The sequence below is a fragment of the Flavobacterium sp. CG_23.5 genome, from assembly GCF_017875765.1.
In the GTDB taxonomy this organism is placed as follows: domain Bacteria; phylum Bacteroidota; class Bacteroidia; order Flavobacteriales; family Flavobacteriaceae; genus Flavobacterium.
Genome location: NZ_JAGGNA010000001.1, coordinates 2420554 through 2444280, shown reverse-complemented (window position 1 = coordinate 2444280; position 23727 = coordinate 2420554). Strand labels below are relative to the sequence as shown.

Here is a 23727-nt window from a genome sequence, read left to right as displayed (position 1 = left end):
TTGTAAGTTAATTTCATTATTTACGCAATACTCTATGAATGGAAAATCTGCCGAAAAACATTAATTCCCACAATCAAATTTTAAACGTAATCTTTAAGCACCAAAAATTTTATGTCATCACATATTATCCAATGGATTCAAAAACAACAACTGGAAGATTATAAAAGCCATTGCGTTGCAACATACCGGCTTTTTAAAAACATAAATGTTTAAATTAACTTTAATAAACAATTTTATTTGCGACGATCTGCCCATCATGTAATAAAATCTTAATCAACAGAACTTGGTGCGTTAACCCTAAATTTTGAACAATAAAGTCATTGTTATTTACATTTGTTTTTTGAAATAGTACTCTTCCAAATAAATCATAAACTTGAATTTTATAAATCATTTCATTTGGCGAGTTTATTGTTATTTCTTTATTTGTATTATACACTAAAACTGTATTTTCGAGTTTTTTAAAGCTTTTAGTTTCTAGAGTTTTATCTGTATATCGCAATACAAAACGATCATCATATGTTCCCGATTTGGTGGTAAAACTATATGGAGATTCTTTCAGATTATGAATAACGCCAGTCAATTTATCTTCGAGCAAAACAGCATTGTTGATACTGCTAAACACTCCCTCTTTAGAGTCGATGTTTATATTGAAAATCCCATCAACGGCGCTAGAATAACCAAGACGGACCTCATCACTACTTTTGTAAGCTTCCCTCCCTTGTATTTTGTAGGCACTATCACCTATTAAAGAGTAAAAATTAACATAATTACCCCCATCATTTAGCATCCCGTCATAGCCATTATCAAAGTCATTTGTAGCATTCTTAAAATACCCAACGAGCTGTTGACTAAACATCCCATCTTTATTCTCTAAATTTAGCCAAATCCGATCTTTGACTTCGGTTATTTCTTTAACAGGCATCGTTCTGAAAAATTGTGTGTTCGATGTTGGTGTTGTAGAACCGACACGCATATCGTTATTAAAAAGTAAATTAACATTACCATTTTTTGCCTCGACAAAAAAACCTTGGCAAGACAAAATATATCCAAGCGGTACTGAATTTACGGATGAATCTGAACTTCCGGTTGTTGAAATCGTTTTAGCTGCCATTGTTGAAACGGTAGCCGTGCCTCCTGTCAAATTGTATATCGCGTAATCAGATTGAGAATAATTATATGCATCGGGACCAAGATTTGCACCACCTCCTAGATTAGCCTTATGAGTCCAAAAATATAAGGTACCGTCAATGTTTGCACTATTTGCATTAATGAATTTATTTGCATCGATTGCGCAAGGATACGGGTTACCTACCAAATTCCAATCATCATCTGCAATTGTTCCCGGAGTTAATTGTATTGGAACATTTATACTACCTGTGTTTACTTTATTTACGGTAGAACTAGCATTAAAAACTACAGATTCTACTGCAGGGTAAGAAGTTAACCAAGTTGGACCCATGATGATGTATCCCTTTCCTGGAACATCCATATTGCTAGCCCTTACCCAATCATCATGATTATCGTCAAAACCATCATCGTCTGAATCTAAAAAATTAGCAGGATTAAAATAGTAAGCATGATCAGTTCGCCAGTTTGCAAACGTAGTCCCTGCAGTATAAGAGATTGGTGTACTCGTAATTGGACTTGACCAATACGTATAGTCCGACTTTTCAAAAGGAGTGGTCGTTTTATTTACCCTCATGGTCCCGTTATTTATCACCGTGCCTGAATCACTTATCATTACTAAAGATCCTTGGTTTGCGATATTTAAGGTCCCATTAACAACTAAATTATTCTGAATAGTTACAAATTTTTGATCACTAATAGTAAGAACTTTTCCAGAATTTACCGTTAAGCTACACGCAGTAATATTAGGCAACAAATTGGTATCGTAGTCTGCTGCAATAATTACATTGGTGGTGATATCAGGAATACCGTTGCTCCAACTTCCAGACCATGTAGAAGACGATTTATCAGTAATTACAATACTCCCGGTTGTTGCTGGTGAAACACAACCAAATTGATTCGTCACAGAAAAAGAATAGGAATTGCCAACCATTAATCCAGTTACTGTTCCTGTAGAACCGGAACCCGTAATGTTTCCAGGATTAATTGTCCAAGTGCCTGATGGCAAACCACTGAGAACGACACTACCGGCTGAATTACAATCAATTGGCTTTATCGCACCTATTATAGGAACTGTTGGTGTGGGGTTCACTACTACATTAATGGTTTCGGAATTAGTATAGGAATTACTGCTATACGTGGACGTACATTTAAGTGTCGCCTTATAATTCCCAACAATAGGTGAATTGATAATTGGATTTCGTGCCGTAACTCCTGCAGTAACTATATTATTATTAGGATCAACAATTGTCCATAAATACGTGATGGCATTATTTCGCCCAAGCCCAGCATAATTTCCAAATAAATTAATAGGACTGCCTTGACAAACGGGAGTATTTGACGTAGGCACAGCATTAGGGGTACCTCCGTCAGCTTCTACATAGGCAAATTTTAAATTTCCTGAACAATCAATAGTTATAGGAGTAGTGTATCCCAGAATGATAGTCTGATTATTACTGCAATTACCACCATTCATTCCTGCGTTAGATGTTTCGATAACAGAATTATCGATCGGCACGTACAAGGTAACTTTATTTACCATTGATATTAAGCCGGCACCCAGAGTAACGACAATAAGAGGCGTTTTAATTGTACTGACGACCCCGCTAGTATCTCCTAAAAAATATAATGTACCAGTAATTGTTATAGTACCAAGTAATTGAGTTGAAATACCCGTCAAGCCAACTGAAATGGTATGACCTGATTGTATTAAAACAGACCCGGCCGTGACAGCATATTGACCGGGATATCCTTGCGGTGATGTAGTTAAAGGAGTAACCCAAGCAGTTCCATTGTAGTACTCCCAGCTTACCACACTATTCCATGGGCCAGAAGTTGTAGATCGGTAGTCTCCAGTAGTTTGCGAATACACCAAAGTTTGAGACAACACTAATAAAAGCGTAGGTAGTAATTTTATTTTCATAACATTTAAGATTTGGGGGAAATCATTTAAATATGTTACTCTAAGTAAATAATAATAAAAAACATACAAAAATTAAATCGATAACAAGCATCTATATCTGTTAAAATACTGTTTTTAAGCAATTTGCACATTCATTTTCGCAATAAACTAAAATATTAGGTAAAAAGTGGTCTTGAATCCATTACATTCATTTTCAATAATAAAATCCCTCTATAACTAATAATAATTACCTAAATTTCCAACTTTTAAAAAATAATAAATGAATCCAGTTTATTCCGTCAAAGAAGCTATTAGAAAAATCGAACATTTTTGCGCCTATCAAGAACGCTGTCACGAAGAAGTAGTGGCTAAATTGCGAACCATGAAAATGGACTCTGATGAAATTGATCAAATTTTAGTAAAACTTATCGCTGATAATTTTCTAAACGAAGAACGTTTTGCCTGCAGTTTCGCCCGAGGCAAACACCGTATCAAACAATGGGGGAAAATCAGAATTGTAAACGAGCTGAAGTCAAAAAGAATAAACCAAACATTAATTAATATTGCTTTAAAAGAAATTACTGCAGAAGAATATGCCACAACATTTCACAAGCTCGCCGAAAGACATTGGGAATCCATACGAGAAACAAATTCGCTAAAAAAGAGAAAAAAATTTTGTGATTATTTACTCCGTAGAGGTTTTGAGAGTAATTTGGTTTACGAAAAAGTAAAGGAATTGGAAGTTTTATAGAGGAACTATTTTAGAGGGACAACAAAACACTAACCGCATTTCCTCCAAAACCAACTGCATTTATCAACACTTTTTTGATAGGTTTTGTTTGAGTTTGTGCTTTTGCAAAAGGAACTCCAATGAAGGTATTGTGTTGCATCATCATCACGGCCAATTCTAAACTCAATATTCCAGAGGCGCCAAAAGTGTGTCCTATTTTCCATTTATTGGTAGTTAGCAAAGGAAGATTCGAACCAAAGACTTTTTCAATTGCGCGATATTCGGTTAAATCACCTTTTATAGTTCCGGGAGCATGCATAACGATTGCATCCACTTCAGAAGGATCTACATCTTGCAAAGCCATCTTCATTGATTTCTGGAAACAAGTCGCTTCTGCAGAAATCGAAATATTATGTTCCAGAATTTCTGTGGCATATCCTATCCCTTCGATATAAGCCAAAACGTTTTCACTTGCGCCTATTTCGAGACAACAAACTCCAGCACCTTCACCAAGAATCATAGTGCTTTGTTTTTTTTCTAAATCTAATGCGCGATTTGGGTACTTTTCCTCACTAGTGGAATAAATCTTTAGCGCTCGCATTTGAGCAATTGTAAAATCGGTTAACGGAGCCTCACTCCCTCCTACCAAAAATTTATCAGACATTCCGGCTTTGAGCCAAGCCACTCCATTTAATACAGCATGTAAAGCAGTCGAACAAGTAATAGAATGTGAAATTTCCGGACCTGAACTTTGTAAATCATGCGAAACCCAAGAAGAAATATTCCCCAAGGTTGTTGTAGGCGAAGCTAAAGTATGTGCTTTTCCATTTTCTAAATATTCCTGATGGTGTTTTTCGAATAAGTCAGTTGCACCGCGAGACGAACCAATATTGATTCCAAAAACATCATTTTGAGTCCAGCCCGCATTTTCTATAGCTTTACGCGAAGCTGCCATAGCATATAAAACCGATTTATCTAACGATTTATATTTATTATCTGATTGTCGCAAGGCTTCAATTATTTGTCCCGAATCAGTATCGAGCACAGCTACTAGTGTTTTTTTATGGTCTAAATTGTGTTCGGTAAAACAATGCTCGTTATTCAGATAATTTTCCCAAATAGTTTCTGGCGAATTACCTAATGGCGAAATGGAAGCAATAGCTGTTATTGAAATTTTTTTGGACAAGATGTTTTTTTATTTTACCGCAAAGGTCGCAAAGTTTTTCGTGAAATTGGCACACAGATATCACCGATAATACGGATAAAAACGAATTTTTATTCTTTTAAGCTGCGAAAAACCGTTTTGACCTGTGTTATCTACGGGCAATAACTAAACTACATCAAGCGCTTTTTCGACCACTTGATACACTTTTTGCAACTGCTCATCACTAATAACATACGGTGGCAAAATGTAGACAATATTACCAACCGGACGCAAAATCACTCCGTTTTCAATAAAGAAATCGTAGAGTTTATTGCGTAAGGTTCCATAATAACTGGCCGAACTTTCAGTTTTTATTTCTAATGCAAAAATAACTCCTAGCACTCGTGTTGTAGTAACTTTGGGATGTTTCTTTATTCTTTTTTGAAAGGCCAAATGGCTTTTATTTACCCGAGAAATATTTTCTTGCATTTCATTGGTTTGTAACAATGCTAAACTTGCTAGTGCTGCTGCACAACCTGTTGGATTCGCGGTAAAAGTATGTCCGTGAAATAATGCTTTATTAATATCATCATCATAAAAAGCATCGAATAAATCCTGAGTAAAAGTTGTAATTGCCATAGGAATTGTTCCTCCGGTCAACGCTTTGGACAGGCACATCATATCTGGTTTTTCCACCAAATAATCCGTTGCAAACGTTTTTCCCGTTTTTCCAAAGCCCGTCATAACTTCATCGGCAATGGTAAGGACATTATTCTCCTGACAAATTCTTATTAATTCATCCAAAGCTTCCGGTTCGTACATCACCATTCCTGCGGCTCCTTGAACCAAAGGCTCAAAAATAAAACCAGCACAATTGTTGTTTTTTATAACCGATTGTAACGTGTCATAACTTTCTTGCTCCATTCCTTTAACCGGAACCGGAATCCGCACCACTTCAATAAACATTCCCTGAAAAGCCTGGGTATAAAATGAAATTCCGCTTGCTGCCATCGCTGCAAAAGTATCACCATGAAAAGCATTTTCAAAAGCAATAATGGTAGTCTTCTTTTCTCCTTTATTGAAAAAATACTGCAATGCTACTTTTATCGCTACTTCAACTGCGGTAGAGCCATTGTCCGAAAAAAATATTTTTTGTTGGTTTTCTGGCAAAATTTCAATCAGCTTTTCAGCCAAAATAACAGCAGGTTCATGTGTAAATCCGCCAAATAAAACGTGCTCTAAAGTAGTGAGTTGCTTATAAATCGCATCGGCAATAAATTTATTCGAATGTCCGTACGGATTAACCCACCAAGAAGCAATTGCATCAATATATTCTTTATCATTTTCATCCCAAAGCAAAGCGCCTTTTCCTTTTTTGATGGCAATTGGTAAAGCTGCCGTTTTATGTTGGGTATACGGATGCCAAAGATATTGGCTGTCTCTTTCTATAAGCCCCCTAGCCCCCGAAGGGGGAATATTTGTACTACTCATAATTATAAACTCAAAAGATTTTCACGAAAATTGTCTGCATATTCTTTGATTACATTTGGATCAATATACGGCTCTTCTTCAATTCTACCGATGCATTTTACGCCGGTTTTACTCAAAATAATGCTTTCTGTAGCTTTATTTTCATCACCATTAAAAATAATTCCTGCGATTTTAATATTTCGGTTTCGCATGGCTTCTATCGTAAGCAATGTATGATTGATACTTCCCAAATAATGTCTGGAAACCACAATCACTTTATAATCGGGCTGTATCAGATCAATAACACAATCATTCTCATTTAATGGCACAAAAATACCTCCCGCACCTTCGATCACTAAATGATTAGCTGTTTTCGGTTCTACAATTTTCTTCAAATCGATGGTAATCCCGTCTAATTCTGCCGCGAGATGTGGACTAGCCGGTGTGTTCAAAGCATAGCTATTCGGATGAATCACCGTCTTTTTATTAGACAAAAACGATTTGACTTTATGACTGTCAGAATTTTCTAAATCACCCGCTTGTATGGGTTTCCAATAATCAGCTTCTAAAGCCTCTGTTATAATGGCCGAAGCAATGGTCTTGCCCACGTCGGTTCCAATTCCTGTAATAAATAGTTTCATAGTATTAGCCACGGATAAAACGGATTGAACGGATTATCGCTGATTTTTTATATTAATTTTTCTATCGTTTGTAAAGATTAGTCTTTTAAACTCCGGTTCTTCTCCAAAATTTAATAACAATCCAACTTCAATTGATGTTGCCTTTAAATAATTCATTATTTGAGCAATATGAATATTCATCAGTAATTCTGTTAGTTTCAATTCTACAATTACTTTGTCTTCAACAAGTAAATCAGAATAATATTCTCCAACCAATTGATTTTTAAAATATACTTTAATTTGTTTTTGAGCTTCAACTTTATATCTTAAAGATATTAATTCAAAATACATGGCATTTTGATATACTTTTTCGAGAAATCCGGAACCCAATTCATTATAAACTTCATAATAAACTTTTAAAATTACATTTGTAATTGATTCGTGAAGCAAATTTGCCATATTAGACATGTGTTAATCCGTTAAAATCCGTTTCATCTGTGGCTAAAAAACAAAAGTAATCAACAAAGCTAAGACTTCCGAAATTTCCTTCTTTGAATTATAGCTATGCAAACAAAAGCGCAGACGTTCTTGACCTTCTGGAACAGTAGGCGAAAGTATGGCTTTTACATCAAATCCTTTTTCTTGGAACTGGCTAGCAATTACTTTTACTTTTTCATTTCCAGGAATAATAGCTGATTGTATTGTTGATTTGCTTCTGACAAACAATGGCTTTAATCCAAATAAATTCTTCTCCTGATTGAAATGAATAATATTTTCTCTAAGCGTTTGAATATTTTTTTTATCTTTTTCTAAAATTTGATAAGCAACCAAAATCGTGGCAACCGAATGTGGCGACAGCCCTGTGGTATAAATAAAACTTCGGGCAAAATTTACTAAATAATCCCTCAATTCAACCGAGCCTAAAATCGCGGCTCCATGACATCCCAATCCTTTCCCGAAAGTCATAATTCGGGCAAAAACGTGATCGTGCAATCCCAGCATTTGAACGAATCCTTCGCCTGACGAACCAAAAACTCCCAAAGCATGCGCTTCATCAACAACTAGATAACATTTGTGTTTAGTTGAAACCGAAACCAATTCTTGTAGATTTGGACAATCACCATCCATCGAAAAAACAGACTCGGTGACGATATAAATAGTGGTGTCTGGATTCCTAGAAATCAATTTTTCTAAATCCTCAAAATCGTTATGATTGAACTTATACGCTTTCGCATTCGACAGTAAGATTCCGTCCCTAATAGAGGCATGACACAATTCATCGTATAGAATCAAATCTCCTTTTTGCGGAAGCGAACTAAAAAAACCAACATTGGCATCATAGCCAGAATTAAAAATTAAAGCCGATTCTGATTTGTGAAACTGAGCAATATAGCTTTCTGTCTCTTGATATAGGCGGTGATTTCCGGAAAGCAAACGCGAACCTGTCGCCCCATTTATTTTTAAATTCTTACCTAACAAATAGTGATGCGTTTCATCAAAAATGGCTTCCGACTTGGACAATCCCAAATAATCATTCGAAGCAAAATCAATTAAATCCGAAGTCAAAGACAATTGCCTCAAAGATTTATTTTCTTTTCGAGTTGCAAGTTTAGCGGATAGATTTTTTGGAAATTGTTTCATACGCATCAAAAATAAGCATCTTTTTCGGTTTATAAATTTTATCAATATTCTTTGCTGATTTTGGCAAATAATCAGCGATAAAGAATCATTTTAATTCTAAAAACAAAATTACACTTATAAAAACAAAATTCTCCAAAAATTAACAATCAAACCAATAGTAATCAAAATAATACTGATAAATTTTTACGAAAACGGTTTCGATTTTAACCATTGTTAAACTTATGTTAAAATCATCTTAATTTTTCAATTAAACCCATTTGAGTACAAAATAGTTTTCTACTTTCGGCACATATGAAACGAATTGCATCACTTTTCTTATTAGCTACGTTGTTTTACAATGTGCTTGGATACTATGCGATGTTTGCCTACCAAAAAGAGCAAACGTGGGTATCCAATATGGAAAAAATGCCCAGTTCAGAGCTTCAAGTAATTCAATTAAATGCCTCTTTATATTCGTTTGTTGAAGACACCGATTTTGAATACGTAAATGAAAATGTAATTATAAATAACAAAAGCTATCACATTTTTAAGAAAAGAATTCAAAACAACATACTGAGTTTATATTATTTACGTAATTCTTACGGCGACGTAATCGGCAAAGATTTAAAAGAAATTGTTGACAATCAATTATTCAATAGCGCACCTTCAAAAGAAGGGCCTTCAAAAAAACTACTCAAATCTTTTCTTCCAGATTATATCCCGAACAGCACGATTTGTGTCGATTTTTCAGCAAAAACAGATTTGAATTCAATTGCACTTATCATTACACCAAATAAGGCTTTGGATTCCGGATACCTTTCTTTATCGTATACTCCACCGGACGTCGCTTAATTCCACTTATTGTTTACGCAAAATCAAAACTTTTAGAAAACTGCAAATTCACGATAATTCATGAATTTTGTGAAGCTAAAACAAACGATTTATTCTAAAAATTTATTGAAATTTTTACTTTTAGAAATACAAAATAATATTTTGTGTTTATTTCCCAATCCATTATTTTAATGGAGGAAACGAAAGTGTATTTTTATATTTTTAATTAGATTATTGACCTTTAGCTTTTAAAATCAAGACTTATTTTGATTATACCTTTAAAATAGATTTTAAAAAGTAATATTTCAAATTCTATTTGTCTTGTAAAAATCATGATTCCCATTTTACGGCTTGCGCCAAAAAAAGCTCTGCCTTTTACAACAGTAAGATCTACAACTCACTTAATTTGATTGTGCACATCACCTTCTCTATCTTGAAGAAGTTGAGGTCATCCTTCTTTACATTCCATTTAACTATTAAAACAAAACCTTTGAAAACTTCATTCTCATTATATTCGGCATTCATTTTTATAGCATTCATTTTAATTACTCTTCAAACTGAAAAAATAACCGCCCAGGGTTGCGTCGCTGTTCGCCAAATGGGAGGCCAAAATATGAACTCCTCTAATTCTTATAATTTAGATAAAGGAGAATTCCAAGTAGGGGTAAATTATCGTTATTTTCACTCATGGAGACATTTTGTTGGGAAGGAAGAACAACCGCAACGCCAGTTAACCGGTGGCGGTTTTGATGAAAACGGAAAAGAGCGTGGTAATGCCGTAAATATATATTCCCACGCGGTCGATTTAAACATCTCCTATGGATTAACGGACCGCATTCAATTAAACGCCACATTACCATACGTAAACAATGAACGTTCACAAGTCTTAAAGCAAACAACGCCTGTAAAAAACACATTCCGTTATAGTGTATACGCGCAAGGTATTGCCGATGCTAGATTGAGCGTCAATTACTGGGTTTTTGACCCTAAAAAAAAAGAAAAAGGAAATATAATGGTTGGCCTAGGTGTAAAATTAAACACCGGTAATCATGACAAAACAGATGACGCTCCACAAGCAGACGGAACTACTAAAAATGTGGTTATGGACCAAGCCATTCAGCCCGGTGACGGAGGAATTGGTATCTCAGTAGAATTACAAGCATTCCGAAAATTAACAGGCTCTTTATATGGATTTGCAAATGGGTATTATTTATTTAATCCACGAGAATCCAATGGCAGTTTTAAATCGGCTCCAACAGTTGTTAAGGATAAAAACGGAAATACACTTGGGGTTTTAAATGGCTATAATATTTATGCTTCTCCAGATCAGTATTTTGGCCGTGCAGGATTAATGACCACAGTAGATAAGCAACAGAACTTAACCGTTTCGTTAGCAGGTCGTTTTGAAGGAATTCCTGCTTACGATGCATTTGGAGGACAAGTGGCTTATCGCCGTCCCGGATATGTAATTGCCGTTGAATATGGTTTTTCATATCGATTAGGCAATCATGGTTTCAGTTTGTTCATTCCTTACAATGTTGTTAAAAACCGCGTTCAAAGTGCTGCAGATATTGCAAGCCAGGATTTACAAAATTCCGTAATCACGGACCCAGCTAAATATGTTCATGTACAAGGTGATGCCGCTTTTGCTGATTATTCTCTAAATTTTGGATACACGTATCGATTTAGTTTAGCTAAAAAAATGAAAGTTACAATGCATCCAAAAATATAAATTAATTACTGAATTCTTTCAATTAATCCAAAAAGACAAAGGCAAAAATATTACAATACTAAATTTCAAGTAATTGCATTAAAATAGTCTAGTTTCTGTCACGGCGACGAAATACGATACGGAATAAAGTTAATTAATACGTTGATAATTTGTTCAAATGGTTTGTTTTAATTTATCAACAATAAACCTAACAGACGTTGGAAACCTGTTAGGTTTACTATTTAAAAAATGTCAATTATTAAATACAATAACTACTTTCATTTTTGATAAAAAATTTAATATGAAAATTTCTTTCCATTCTCTATATTTTCTATTTAGTAAAAAAATGGAAAAGCACAGCGTAAATTTTATGCGCATCGCACTGGCAGTAGTTTACATCTGGTTTGGCGGTCTAAAAATCTTCGGAATGAGTCCTGCCGGTGAACTTGTCGAACAAACCGTCTATTGGTTTCGACCAGAAATATTTATTCCAATACTTGGGGTGTGTGAAGTAATAATCGGACTTGGTTTACTCATAAAAAAATTCATCCCCTATGCTATTGTATTGCTATTGCTACATATGACAGTTACTCTTTTTCCAATCTTTATTTTAAAAACAATTTGTTTTGACACCTTTCCTTTTTGCCCCACTTTGATTGGACAGTATATCATCAAAAATCTCGTTTTAATTTCTGGAGCGCTCGTAGTTGCAGGAAAATACAATGAAAATTATTATGCTGAAACCAATTTAAAAATGGAAAGAGACTAAAAAAATTGCATTTTTTAGTATTTTCAATATTGCAATCTGACGAAAATTAACTAGTATGAAATCTATAATTTATAAAAGAGCCGCAAATCTAAACGAGTTGCAACAAATCAGAAGTTTACAATTAAACAACAGCTCGCAGATTATCACTACCGAAGAAAAGCTACGAGAAGGATTTGTTACCGTTCAACATACCGTTGCATTATTAGAACAAATGAATACTGCTTGCGCTCATATTATTGCCAAAGAAGAGGAGAAAGTGGTGGGTTTCGCATTAGTTATGCTTTCCAGTTTTAGAAATGAAATTCCAGTTCTTATTCCAATGTTTGAAAGAATTGATTCTTTATTACCAAGTGACAAATCATACGTAATAATGGGACAAGTTTGCGTAGATAAAAACTATAGGAAACAAGGAATATTTCGAGGATTATATGACTTTTACAGAACGCAACTTCAACATGAATTTGATTATTTAATCACAGAAGTTGCCGAGATAAATCAACGCTCCATGAAAGCCCATGAATCTATAGGTTTCAAAACGATAGAAAGTTATGAAGAAGAAGGTGTTATTTGGAATATTATGCTTTGGGATTGGACATAAAAAAAGCCCAACAGTAACGTTAGGCTTTAAATTTAAATTATCGAAATTATTTTAGTCGGCTAAAATAATAACTTTATTGTCTTTCATTTCAATTGTTCCTGAAACAATAGCCAGTGTGTAATTTTGCTCATCTATTTTAGTAAACTTACTAGCTACATCTTTGCCAAAATGAAAGCTTGAAGCTGCAATTTTAACTACTCCTTTTCCTAATATAGAAACAATTGGAGCATGATGATTCAATATTTGGAAACTTCCGTCGATCCCAGGTAAGGTAACTGAAGTTACTTCTCCTGAAAATAATTTTGCTTCTGGTGATACTATTTCTAATAACATAATTATGAGTTTTGAATTATGAGTTATGAGTTTTCAAAAATTGAAATAACTCATAACTCATAACTTATAATTTTTAAGCTTCCGCTAACATTTTTTCTCCAGCTTCGATAGCTTCTTCAATAGTTCCTTTAAGGTTGAAAGCTGATTCTGGCAAGTGATCTAATTCACCATCAATAATCATGTTAAATCCTTTGATAGTGTCTTTAATATCAACTAACACCCCTTTCAATCCTGTAAATTGCTCAGCAACGTGGAAAGGTTGAGATAAGAAACGTTGTACACGACGCGCTCTTGAAACGGCTAATTTATCCTCTTCTGATAACTCTTCCATACCAAGGATCGCAATGATATCTTGTAATTGTTTGTATTTTTGCAAAATTTCTTTTACTCTTTGAGCACAGTCATAGTGCTCATCACCTAAAATTTGAGGAGTAAGGATTCTTGAAGTTGAATCCAATGGATCAACTGCAGGATAAATACCTAACTCAGCAATTTTACGAGACAATACAGTAGTAGCATCAAGGTGAGCAAAAGTTGTAGCCGGAGCCGGATCCGTTAAATCATCCGCAGGAACGTAAACCGCTTGTACAGATGTAATAGAACCTTTGTTTGTTGATGTAATACGTTCTTGCATTGCACCCATTTCAGTAGCCAATGTTGGTTGGTAACCTACCGCAGATGGCATACGACCTAAAAGTGCTGATACCTCAGAACCTGCTTGTGTAAAACGGAAGATATTGTCCACGAAAAACAAAACGTCTTTCCCTTGATCAGTTCCTGCTCCATCACGGAAATATTCAGCGATAGACAATCCAGAAAGTGCTACACGAGCACGAGCTCCTGGTGGCTCATTCATTTGTCCGAAAACGAAAGTAGCTTTAGACTCTCTCATTCCTGGCATATCCACTTTAGATAAATCCCATCCTCCATTTTCCATAGAGTGCATGAATTCATCTCCGTATTTTATAATTCCTGACTCTAACATCTCACGAAGCAAGTCATTTCCTTCACGTGTTCTTTCTCCTACTCCTGCGAATACGGAAAGTCCACCGTGACCTTTTGCAATATTGTTAATCAACTCCTGAATCAATACTGTTTTACCAACTCCAGCACCACCGAACAATCCAATTTTACCCCCTTTTGAGTAAGGCTCAATTAAATCGATTACTTTAATACCTGTAAATAAAACTTCAGATGAAGTTGACAAATCTTCGAATTTTGGCGCTTGTCTGTGAATAGACATACCGTTTTCTCCTGTTTTTGGTAAATTACCTAAACCATCAATGGCATCTCCAATTACGTTAAACAAACGACCGTAAACATCGGCACCGATTGGCATTTGGATAGGATTTCCTGTTCCAACTACTTCATAACCTCTACTCAAACCATCTGTTGAGTCCATCGAAATGGTACGAACGGTATTTTCACCGATGTGAGATTGTACTTCAAGTACTAATAATGTACCATCTTTTTTTGTGATTTCTAATGAATCATAAATTTTTGGAAGTTCAACATCCTTACCGTTGAAAACAACGTCAACTACTGGGCCAATGATCTGGGCAACTTTTCCTATTACTTTTGACATTACTTATGTATTTATTAAATAGCTATTTAGGTTTATGAAATATAACCAATCGAAACTTATCGATTAGACGCTTTTTTCAGTTTGCAAAGATAATTTTTTAAAATAAAAAATCAACACCTTTTGCTATAAAAAACATGAAAAAATTAAAGGATTGTTTAAAAACCTATTCGAAACAAATAAAAGCAACGAATCAACACTAAAAATAAAAAACCACCACGTTTTAAAAACGGGTGGTTTCATTTAATTTAACAAAGCTTTTTTTATAAAGAAGCAGGATATAATATTGCGTATAACCCTAAATCCACTTTTGGTAATGTTGAAGAATATTTGGCATTAATGGCAGCACTAAAAGCATTTGCAATTAAAGCATATCCTCTTGGACTAGGATGTACCCCGTCAAGTGAAAATGATCCTCCAGTAACGTAGGTAGAAGTCAAAGTAAAACTGTTACTAACTATTCCAACAGTTGACAATTGCGTCATGATTGTTTTTGTGTCTACGAAAGCCAATCCTTTTGCATCTGCAATTGCTTTTATAGTTACATTATACGCATCCGTCGCTACTTTTATTTCCGCAACCTCAGTTGGTATTAAAACATGTTTGTCTTGAAGCGGGAAAGTAATTCCAAATTTATTTAACGGAGATGGCGGCGCAAAACCCACTCCTGAATCAGTAGCAGTTGGAGCAGCACCAATTGCAGATTGTGCTGGCAAAACCACTAAGTCAGTAGCGGTAGCTTGTCTAGCTTGACCGAAAACCGCTCCGTAAAACGCTGCTGTTTGAGCTCCAAGGGAAGGAGTAAAAGCAGCAGTCAATTGGGCTGATAAATTAGTTAATGATTCATCTTTAATCAACAAAGGATTCGCAGCAGTTGTTGAAAGTAAATTAATTCTAGTACCGGCACCAAAAGCGGTTAAGGCAGCTTTCAATGGCCCGTATAGTTGTGCATTAAGCGCATTTATAGTTGCATCTCCAACAGCAATACTACCACCACCTAAAACTTTTGATGTTAAAGGATTAAAAGGGACAGTAGTAAAGTAAGGAAGAGTATTCACATAAGGAAGATTAGCTACTACTCCTTTTGCACCATTCGCCGTTAAATTAGTAACCATTCCCGAGTAAACACTTGCAAAAACATTAGGATCTGTGATGTCATTTGCTCCATAAGTAGCCGGATTCAAATTTCCCGTTTGATTTACACCAATACCTCCTGAGGTAGCATAACCCAAAACATCATTCCCACCGATCCACAAGGAAAAGAAAGTAGGAGCTTGCACCAAAGCATCCGCAAGGACTGTTGTCCCGGAAGTTGTTGCAAATCTAGCAAAATATGGATTTGCAGCACCAGTCGCCACACCAGCAACATTTCCATAACCTGGCGCTACTAAATGATAACTTTTTGCGCCTGGAACTCCTAAATTATTAAAAGGTCCCGTAATGCGTGTTGTTACTTCAGTTGTTGGAGTACCGCTAACAGCAACTGGTCCAACACCATTAAAATACAAGCGTGTTCCTGCAATTACATTCCCGCCAAGAAGCAACCCTCCTTTATTATCCGACGTAAGAGGAGTTTTAAAGTCTCCTCCTCCTGCCAATGCAAATTGTTGCGACAATATATTAGCATAAGAGCCTTGTTGCCCTTTGATAAAGAGTGCTCCATCGCTGTATCCCGCAGCAAATGAATCTCCTAATGCAACATATTTAGTAAAACTTGCTGTACCGGATGTTACAGCTACCTCTGCAGGCGCCATGTTTTCATCATTATTACATGCTACAAAGCTTAAAGAAACTAATAGTAGCCATTTGAAATTTTTTATCATCGTTATATGTGTTTTTTATTAATGACTCTATTTATTAAGGGTTGATAGTCCAAGAAGCAAAAAATTGCTGTCCAATTAATCCAGCTCCTAATACTTGAGTATACTCTTTACCACCAATGTTTGAAGCTCCTAACTTAATTGTTGATTTCAATTTTAAAATATTATAATTGATTTGAGCATCAATAACCGTTGCAGCAGCTATCATACCATCAACCATTGTAGATTGCCATAAATATTCGCTATTCCATCTTCCGCTTACATTAAATCCAAAGTTGTCAAATAATTTTTCGTTTCCGAATGACGCTTTTACTCTATGTTTTGGAGTGTTGAAACCTGCTTCAAAACTTGGATCTTTTTCTTGATCAAATTTAAATTCAGCAAAATTATAATTCACACCTACTTCAAAATCTTTATATACTTTTTTAGAAAGCCCAACACCAAAACCAAGAGATTTAATTTCTAGGTTAGTATTTGTATATAGTTGAAAAGCTCTAAAATTTCCAGTAGAAAGTGCATGTACAGTTTGAAAGCCAGGATCAGCACTAGGAGTCATACTTGGAGAATCTTGTGCTGTACCATATAAAGGGGCTACTACATTTAAATTTCCAATAAAATCATTATAAATGTTATAATAGCCGTTCAAATCAACTGAAAAACCATCAATAAAAGAACGGTATCCTAATTCAAATGCTTTTACTTGCTCTGGTTTAACATAGTCAATGTTTGTTTTTCTTAAAACCGAAGCGTTTCCAGTGGCTGAAAAAGCGCCAACTGATGTAGCCGTATAGGAGTTATTGTAAGCATTCAAACCATTTATTGTTACGGAAGTTCCTCCTGCAAAAGCCTGCCCAACAGCAGTAGAAACAGGCAAAACTTCAGTATATCGAGTTAAATTATCAGGAGCTGATCCTAATAATATTGCACTCCCTACATTAAATCCAATGTATTGATCTTGAGTTGAAGGATTTCTGAAACCAGTTTGATAAGATGCTCTGAAATTATGATTTTTTCTTTCTCCTCCTGAATACACAAATGATACTCTTGGCGAAATATTACCGTCGAAATTTTTTGATTTATCGTAACGAACAGAACCTGTAAATTTCAATCTGTCATCCAATAATTTTTTTGTTATTTGAGTATATGCTCCATAGTCATTGTAATGTATAGGACCATTGGCATCAGTATAAATTCTTCCATGAGAATTCAATTCATATTCTCTAAATGAACCTCCAACTTGAATTTCAGCAAATTTTATAAGATCTCTAAAATTATAATTCACATCTGAATGGTATATTTTAGAATTATCAACCAATTTCGAACCCGAAAGTACACTTTCTTCATCAATCACTTTATTAAATGCCGATGTAAATCCTGGAGTTCCCGGAATCAATCTACCAGTATCAGCTACATTTCTAGCAGCAATATGTGCTTGCTCTGGAGTTGCTCCTCCTAATGTAGATGAAATGTATTGACCCGCATATTGACCAAACCATGTTTTGTCATCTTTCCATGCTCTGTTAATGTTGATACCAGTAAAAAGCATGTCATACGATTTTCCGCCATCTTCGTTTGTTGTATAGCCTCTAACGAAAAAGTTCTTTCCTTTAATTTCTAATTTATGCTGTTGCATAAAAAAATTGTTCAGGTAATATCTGTTGGCACCTTGATAAACTGCGTTTCCAAAACCAAATTTACTTTGCCAAATAATTTCGAAATCATTTACAAAAGGCTTGAAATGAAGCGAGAAGTCAATTTTTGTATTACTAGCTTTATTATCCGTCAAATTCACTTCATTATATCCCGTTCTACTTACGTTATAGTTAGGTAATAAATTTACAGCTCCAGCTGGTATTAAACCTAAAGAAGCCAAAGATTGCCCAACTCCCTTAATGTTTGTAGATACTTCATCGCCATAAACATTTATCCCATCATAATTTGGGTTACTTCTATCCCTTCCTTGAACAGTTTTATCATTATAGTTTGTTGCAAACCAATCTGTTCCGTGCATGTAAGTAAAGTTTGCTTTCCCAGCGAACCAAGGAGCAAATGCATGCGCAACTCTTACGCCATAATCAACAAAATCATTTGTTCCTGCTGCTTCTTGGCTAGTTTTACCATACTTTGCATAAGCCGTAATTCCCTGACTAGTAAATGGACTTTTACTATTCATAAATAAAATACCATTGAATGCATTTGCGCCATACAAAGCCGAAGATGCACCTGGCAATAGCTCCACACTTTGAACATCAATTTCTGAAACTCCAATCAAGTTTCCTAACACAAAGTTTAACAGTGGAGAAGAATTGTCCATTCCATCAACTAATTGCATAAAACGAGTATTCGCAACAGTAGCGAATCCACGAGTATTAATAGATTTGAAAGACAAACTACTGGTGTTCATTTGTACCTCTTTCAAATTTTCTAAACCATCATAAAAGGAAGGAGAAGCTGTCTTTTTAATCTCAGCGATACCCATTCTTTCAATAGTTACTGGCGATTCTAAAACTCGCTCAGGAGTTCTTGAAGCCGAAACCACTATTTCATTTAATTTAGTTTCTTCGTCAACAAGTTTAACCGATACTTTCTGGTTATTCGATGAAACGGTTACTTTTTGCGATCCATACCCCACACTAGTGACATTGATAGCATAAGGAGGTTTTTTTGATGATTGTAAAGTAAACGCACCATCGACACCAGTAATTGTACTAGCGGTTTCACCAACAATTTTTATGTTGGCCCCAGGAATAGGTTGATTGTTACTATCTGTAACAATACCTGAAATTGTATTTTGAGCAAATGTTAGGCTACAAAAAAACAATGACAAAAAAAGTAAATACATTCTCATTTGGTTAAAATTTTTTGATTTATGTTGCCAAAGTACAATTAATTTTAATATTATTAAAAAATGGCGTTAAATTTTTCATAATTATCAATGAATCCGCATCAATCAGTGCAATTCCTTATTTAATATTTATCATATTGTGTTAAATTTTAAGTCTAAATAACAAAAATTCACTATGCATGCATATTAAAATTGCATTAATCTCAGAATTTTTATTAATTTTTAGATATTTAATAAAAGTTAATAAAATCCAAATTTTTAAATGAATTTCTTATTAAATCTAGCAATTTTTAAAGCAAAACTTGTCCAAAACAAAAAACCCCGAAAGAAAAATCTTTCGGGGTTGTACTATATCTTTTCGTTCAATTATTCCACAGTAACAGACTTAGCCAAATTACGGGGTTGATCAACATTACACTCTCTCATGACAGCAATATGATAAGACAAAAGCTGCAAAGGTATAGTAGTAATTAGCGGAGACAAAGCGTCTGAGGTTTCAGGAATTTCAATCACATAGTCTGCCAGATCACGAACTTGAGTATCCCCTTTAGTAACTACTGCAATAATTCTTCCGCTTCTGGACTTAATTTCTTGAATATTACTAACTATTTTATCATAATGACCTTGTTTTGGAGCAATAACCACAACTGGCATATGTTCATCTATCAAGGCGATTGGACCATGTTTCATTTCAGCAGCTGGATAACCCTCTGCGTGAATATAGGATATTTCTTTAAGTTTCAAGGCGCCTTCTAATGCTACAGGGAAATTATAACCTCTTCCAAGATACAAACAATTAGGAGCATCTTTAAATGTAGCAGCAATTTCTTTTGCTCTATCGTTCGTTTCCAAAGCTTCTTTAACTTTCTCGGGAATTAACTCCAACTCTTGCAAATACATATGAAAATCAGAAAGAGATAATGTTCCTTTGGCTTTAGCCAAACGCAAAGCAATCATTGTCAACACGGTAATTTGAGTAGTAAATGCCTTTGTTGATGCAACACCAATTTCTGGTCCTGCATGAGTATATGCCCCTGCGTGAGTTTCTCTTGAAATAGAGGATCCAACTACATTACAAACACCAAACACAAATGCACCATTTTCTTTGGCCAACTTAATAGCTGCCATAGTATCAGCAGTTTCACCAGATTGCGAAATCGCTATTACTACATCTTTACTGTTTATAATTGGATTTCTATATCTAAACTCAGAAGCATATTCTACTTCAACCGGAATTCTCGCAAATTCTTCAAATATATATTCAGCAACTAAACCAGCATGCCATGAAGTCCCACAAGCCACAATAATAATCCTATCTGCGTTCAGAAATTTCTCTAAATTATCTTCAACACCAGCCATTTGGATTATTCCTTCGTTTGCATGAAGTCTTCCACGATAAGTATCTTTTATAACACTTGGTTGTTCGTAAATTTCCTTAAGCATAAAATGGTCATATCCTCCCTTTTCAATTTGCTCTAAGTTCATTTGAAGTTCCTGAATAGTAGGATTAACTAAAGTATCATCTTTAATCTTACGAACTTTCATTTGTTTATGCAATCTAATAATTGCCATTTCACCATCTTCTAAATAAATGGCATTAGACGTATATTCTATAAATGGAGATGCATCAGATGCTATAAAAAATTCTCCTTCACCAACACCAATTGCCAACGGACTTCCCAAACGGGCTGCCACAATTTCGTCTGGATTATTTTTATCGAAAACTGCTATAGCATAAGCACCTACCACTTGGTTTAATGCAATTTGAACCGCCTTCCCTAATTTTAGTTTTTCTTTTTTCTGTACTTCTTCAATAAGATTGACTAAAACTTCCGTATCTGTGTCAGAATAAAAGACATATCCTCTTTTAATCAACTCTTCCTTCAAGGGTGCATAATTTTCAATAATTCCATTATGAATTATTGCCAAATTCCCTGAATTGGAAAGATGGGGATGAGAATTTACATCGTTTGGAACTCCGTGTGTAGCCCAACGTGTATGTCCTATTCCGATAGTTCCATTTGTAGTAATATCCTTGGCTGCTTTCTCTTCAAGATCAGAAACCTTCCCTTTGGTTTTGCAAAGTTTTATGTTCTCACCATCATACAACATCACCCCAGCACTATCATAACCTCTGTACTCAAGTCTCTTCAGACCTTTAATAACTATAGGGTACGCTTCTCTATAACCTATGTATCCAACAATTCCACACATAATTTCTACTTAATTAGGTTTTGTATAAAAAATTTCAAGCTTCAATCTTTTGTCCTCAGGAACTGTAGATTTTCCTCCATAAAGAATAGTCCCTAAAGGATTCATAACACTAGCTTTTGGTACTTGAGAGCTAAAAGAATTTGGAGTTTTCAAATAATGCGAAGTGCTTGTATTTATATCTTCTGTAACTACAAGACCTAACTTTACATTTGTTGAATCTGCATTTTTTATCAAATTTCTGATCTGATTCGTAATTCTGATTTTATAAGTCAATCCCTTACCGCTAGTTTGTTTATTTATATAACCGCCGTAAATAGTTTTTCCATTTTTTGCATTGGTACCAGTCGTCGCATCATTAAAATAATCAACAACCGGTCTATTATTAGTCAAGTCATACAAATAAATCCGGTTAGGTTCAAAACTATTCGCCATTGCAGCGGCATCAATATGAAACACAAGATTTGCTTCATTAATTAACCAATTGTTGGCTCTTATGGTTGCAAGTTCCCCTGGAGTACTAAATAAATTTAAAATTGCCATTGAACCTTCTCCTCCTTTTAAATATAACTTTTCGTCACCAAGAGTAGCATCCGGAGTAGCTGTCGCGTTAGCATATGCTGTATTTGTATTACTTTGCTCCAGCAGACTTACTGAATTTCCAGTCATGTTAAGCACAATTGACTTATCCACTCTTGTAGGTGCTCCGCCTACAGTTGTTGATGCTAAATCTTCCTTGTATTTAATGGTAATTTTTCCTAATTTAAAATTAAGCATCGCTAAGTTACCAGTACTTCCCGAGTTTTCTACTTTAAAATACAAACCTCTAAAATAATTTTTAAAAACATCATTGGTAGCTAACTTGTCAGCTGATGCATGTATAATTTTTGCGTCAAAAAAACTTTTATTTAAGCTCAATCGCATTCCAGGAGCCGTACGCGTAGTAGTTTCTACATTTGTAGTTGCATCTTTAGTGGTCTCTGTAAATTCATTAGCATCAAAAGAAAAAGCATCGTTTTGACCAACACTGCTATCATCGTTCAAGCGATTTCCAACTTTTACATCGTTAAAATCAGTACTTTGATTGGTGTAATATCTTTGTGCTTGTTGAAATCCACCGGCAGGATCTAAATCCCTCATATAATATCCAGATTCGTAAACACTTAATTTAATTTTTGCATCACTAGGTCCGTAGATAGAATCTAACTCATAAACATGGCTGCCATCAGTATTAGTAGTTTTTATAGTGCTATAATACGGAACTGTCAAAACAACACTTTCAATTACCGGATTAGCTCCAATTACAGGGCTTAAAGTTCCCAAACCTAATTGGGTCACAAAACTAGCAGTTGTTGTACCAAAAGCAGGATTTGCATATATTCCCAACCCGTTTACAGCAAGATTATTAGACTGAACAGCGGTGATTTTCTGATTGAAAGCTGTTACATTTGATGTGTAAGTGCTAAGATCAAAATGATTATCCCCAATTAAATCTCCACCAATCGTATTGTAATCTTTATCACACGAATACAAAAAAATTACGCTTGTTAAAACTAGCATTTTCTTAAAAAAAGAAGTATTGTACATATTTATTAATAAAAGTTGAATTTAAAGAACCTCGTTTTTGTAGAAATTAGTATACGCTTCCGCGAATTTATCTTTCGGGGCGAAAGGTAAAAAAGGTTTCCCTGAAGATTCTATAAATTTTGTTAAACTTGAAGATAGGTTTTCTGAGGCAATAATTACAGCATCAGAATGCAAAATCGTCGCCTTCATAATGTGTTCGTAATCTGGAACTTCTAACTCAACGACTGCTTCATTGGGAATGCCGTCAAATTTCACTTTATTGATCATTTCAACATCCAAGACTCCTTCAAAAGACTGACTATAAACTGAAGTAACTATCTTAGTTTCGGAAAACAAAGCTTCATTTTTATAATAATGTTTCAAATAAATAGGCAACATAGCTGCCATCCATCCGTGAACATGAATAATATCAGGAACCCAATTCAGTTTCTTAACGGTTTCCACAACTCCTTTTGCAAAGAAAATCGCACGTTCGTCATTATCCGGGTACATCACACCTTCTTCATCAGCAAAGGTTGCTTTTCGCTTGAAATATTCGTCATTATCGATAAAATAAACTTGAATTCTTTCTTTTGGAATCGAAGCCACTTTAATAATCAACGGCATATCCAAGTCGTTCACTACCAAATTCATCCCTGAAAGTCTAATTACTTCGTGTAATTGGTGTCTTCTTTCATTAATATTCCCATATCTCGGCATAAAAATTCTTATCTGTCCTCCTTGATCATTGATCATTTTCGGAACGTCATAAGACATTAAAGAAACCTCATTTTCAGCGAGATAAGGCACCACTTCAGATGATACATATAATATCCTCTTATCTTTCAT

General features: G+C 34.9%; 18 protein-coding genes. 5 read left to right on the top strand and 13 right to left on the bottom strand.

The features are described from left to right. Nucleotides 1–220: 220 nt before the first annotated feature. Nucleotides 221–3049: a T9SS sorting signal type C domain-containing protein gene (locus tag H4V97_RS10545; RefSeq protein WP_209549689.1), complete on the bottom strand. Its 2829-nt coding sequence runs from the start codon at nt 3047–3049 to the stop codon at nt 221–223. A 259-nt stretch (nt 3050–3308) separates the two neighbouring features. On the opposite strand from H4V97_RS10545, the gene H4V97_RS10540 reads away from it, so the two are divergent. Further along, nucleotides 3309–3779 carry a regulatory protein RecX gene (locus H4V97_RS10540; RefSeq protein ID WP_196850307.1) on the top strand — a complete coding sequence of 157 codons (471 nt, stop codon included), beginning with the start codon at nt 3309–3311 and terminating at the stop codon, nt 3777–3779. A 10-nt stretch (nt 3780–3789) separates the two neighbouring features. On the opposite strand, the gene H4V97_RS10535 is transcribed toward H4V97_RS10540, so the two are convergent. The 5 genes from H4V97_RS10535 to H4V97_RS10515 form a co-directional block, all read right to left on the bottom strand. Further along, nucleotides 3790–4944 carry a beta-ketoacyl synthase N-terminal-like domain-containing protein gene (locus H4V97_RS10535; protein ID WP_209549688.1) on the bottom strand — a complete coding sequence of 385 codons (1155 nt, stop codon included), beginning with the start codon at nt 4942–4944 and terminating at the stop codon, nt 3790–3792. 144 nt (nt 4945–5088) lie between these two features. Then, on the bottom strand, nt 5089–6393 hold the full coding sequence (gene bioA / locus H4V97_RS10530; RefSeq protein WP_209549687.1) for an adenosylmethionine--8-amino-7-oxononanoate transaminase: 1305 nt from the start codon (nt 6391–6393) through the stop codon (nt 5089–5091). Nucleotides 6394–6395: 2 nt separating this feature from the next. Next, nucleotides 6396–7013 (bottom strand): dethiobiotin synthase, encoded by a 618-nt coding sequence (gene bioD / locus H4V97_RS10525; RefSeq protein WP_196850310.1) that lies wholly within the window; start codon nt 7011–7013, stop codon nt 6396–6398. A 33-nt stretch (nt 7014–7046) separates the two neighbouring features. Further along, complete coding sequence (locus H4V97_RS10520; protein WP_209549686.1) at nt 7047–7451, bottom strand: GxxExxY protein; 405 nt, start codon at nt 7449–7451, stop codon at nt 7047–7049. Nucleotides 7452–7493: 42 nt separating this feature from the next. Continuing rightward, entirely contained in the window at nt 7494–8633 is a 1140-nt protein-coding gene (locus tag H4V97_RS10515; RefSeq protein ID WP_196850312.1) for an aminotransferase class I/II-fold pyridoxal phosphate-dependent enzyme, read from the bottom strand. Between the two features lie 291 nt (nt 8634–8924). Between H4V97_RS10515 and H4V97_RS10510 the strand changes: the two genes are divergently transcribed. The 4 genes from H4V97_RS10510 (at nt 8925) to H4V97_RS10495 (ending at nt 12521) form a co-directional block, all read left to right on the top strand. Further along, nucleotides 8925–9464, top strand: coding sequence for a hypothetical protein (locus H4V97_RS10510; RefSeq protein WP_196850313.1), 540 nt, complete (start codon nt 8925–8927; stop codon nt 9462–9464). Between the two features lie 469 nt (nt 9465–9933). Continuing rightward, the gene (locus tag H4V97_RS10505) at nt 9934–11175 is read left to right on the top strand and encodes a hypothetical protein (RefSeq protein ID WP_196850314.1); all 1242 of its coding nucleotides are present in this window, start codon (nt 9934–9936) and stop codon (nt 11173–11175) included. A gap of 325 nt (nt 11176–11500) precedes the next feature. Then, entirely contained in the window at nt 11501–11923 is a 423-nt protein-coding gene (locus H4V97_RS10500; RefSeq protein WP_245345226.1) for a DoxX family membrane protein, read from the top strand. Nucleotides 11924–11978: 55 nt separating this feature from the next. Then, nucleotides 11979–12521, top strand: a complete 543-nt coding sequence (locus tag H4V97_RS10495; RefSeq protein WP_196850316.1) for a GNAT family N-acetyltransferase — start codon at nt 11979–11981, stop codon at nt 12519–12521. Between the two features lie 51 nt (nt 12522–12572). On the opposite strand, the gene H4V97_RS10490 is transcribed toward H4V97_RS10495, so the two are convergent. From H4V97_RS10490 to H4V97_RS10460, 7 genes are all read right to left on the bottom strand, one after another. After that, complete coding sequence (locus H4V97_RS10490) at nt 12573–12854, bottom strand: FoF1 ATP synthase subunit delta/epsilon (RefSeq protein WP_196850317.1); 282 nt, start codon at nt 12852–12854, stop codon at nt 12573–12575. Nucleotides 12855–12927: 73 nt separating this feature from the next. Beyond that, nucleotides 12928–14439 (bottom strand): F0F1 ATP synthase subunit beta, encoded by a 1512-nt coding sequence (atpD, locus tag H4V97_RS10485; protein ID WP_073204939.1) that lies wholly within the window; start codon nt 14437–14439, stop codon nt 12928–12930. A gap of 260 nt (nt 14440–14699) precedes the next feature. Then, entirely contained in the window at nt 14700–16259 is a 1560-nt protein-coding gene (locus H4V97_RS10480; protein ID WP_196850318.1) for a G-D-S-L family lipolytic protein, read from the bottom strand. 34 nt (nt 16260–16293) lie between these two features. Next, entirely contained in the window at nt 16294–19104 is a 2811-nt protein-coding gene (locus H4V97_RS10475; RefSeq protein WP_196850319.1) for a TonB-dependent receptor domain-containing protein, read from the bottom strand. 363 nt (nt 19105–19467) lie between these two features. After that, entirely contained in the window at nt 19468–21315 is a 1848-nt protein-coding gene (gene glmS / locus H4V97_RS10470) for a glutamine--fructose-6-phosphate transaminase (isomerizing) (RefSeq protein ID WP_196850320.1), read from the bottom strand. A gap of 9 nt (nt 21316–21324) precedes the next feature. Then, nucleotides 21325–22872, bottom strand: coding sequence for a DUF4270 domain-containing protein (locus H4V97_RS10465; RefSeq protein ID WP_317196496.1), 1548 nt, complete (start codon nt 22870–22872; stop codon nt 21325–21327). Nucleotides 22873–22920: 48 nt separating this feature from the next. After that, nucleotides 22921–23727, bottom strand: coding sequence for a glycogen/starch synthase (locus tag H4V97_RS10460; protein WP_209549683.1), 807 nt, complete (start codon nt 23725–23727; stop codon nt 22921–22923).

Coding starts and splice junctions, on each gene's coding strand:
- atpD (WP_073204939.1), bottom strand. CDS start 14,439: ATGTCAAAAGTAATAGGAAAAGTTGCCCAGATCATTGGCCCAGTAGTT.
- H4V97_RS10490 (WP_196850317.1), bottom strand. CDS start 12,854: ATGTTATTAGAAATAGTATCACCAGAAGCAAAATTATTTTCAGGAGAA.
- glmS (WP_196850320.1), bottom strand. CDS start 21,315: ATGTGTGGAATTGTTGGATACATAGGTTATAGAGAAGCGTACCCTATA.
- H4V97_RS10500 (WP_245345226.1), top strand. CDS start 11,501: ATGGAAAAGCACAGCGTAAATTTTATGCGCATCGCACTGGCAGTAGTT.
- H4V97_RS10515 (WP_196850312.1), bottom strand. CDS start 8,633: ATGAAACAATTTCCAAAAAATCTATCCGCTAAACTTGCAACTCGAAAA.
- H4V97_RS10475 (WP_196850319.1), bottom strand. CDS start 19,104: ATGAGAATGTATTTACTTTTTTTGTCATTGTTTTTTTGTAGCCTAACA.
- bioD (WP_196850310.1), bottom strand. CDS start 7,013: ATGAAACTATTTATTACAGGAATTGGAACCGACGTGGGCAAGACCATT.
- H4V97_RS10495 (WP_196850316.1), top strand. CDS start 11,979: ATGAAATCTATAATTTATAAAAGAGCCGCAAATCTAAACGAGTTGCAA.
- H4V97_RS10465 (WP_317196496.1), bottom strand. CDS start 22,872: ATGCTAGTTTTAACAAGCGTAATTTTTTTGTATTCGTGTGATAAAGAT.
- H4V97_RS10480 (WP_196850318.1), bottom strand. CDS start 16,259: ATGATAAAAAATTTCAAATGGCTACTATTAGTTTCTTTAAGCTTTGTA.
- H4V97_RS10510 (WP_196850313.1), top strand. CDS start 8,925: ATGAAACGAATTGCATCACTTTTCTTATTAGCTACGTTGTTTTACAAT.
- H4V97_RS10545 (WP_209549689.1), bottom strand. CDS start 3,049: ATGAAAATAAAATTACTACCTACGCTTTTATTAGTGTTGTCTCAAACT.
- H4V97_RS10460 (WP_209549683.1), bottom strand. CDS start 23,727: ATGAAAGATAAGAGGATATTATATGTATCATCTGAAGTGGTGCCTTAT.
- H4V97_RS10540 (WP_196850307.1), top strand. CDS start 3,309: ATGAATCCAGTTTATTCCGTCAAAGAAGCTATTAGAAAAATCGAACAT.
- H4V97_RS10520 (WP_209549686.1), bottom strand. CDS start 7,451: ATGGCAAATTTGCTTCACGAATCAATTACAAATGTAATTTTAAAAGTT.
- bioA (WP_209549687.1), bottom strand. CDS start 6,393: ATGAGTAGTACAAATATTCCCCCTTCGGGGGCTAGGGGGCTTATAGAA.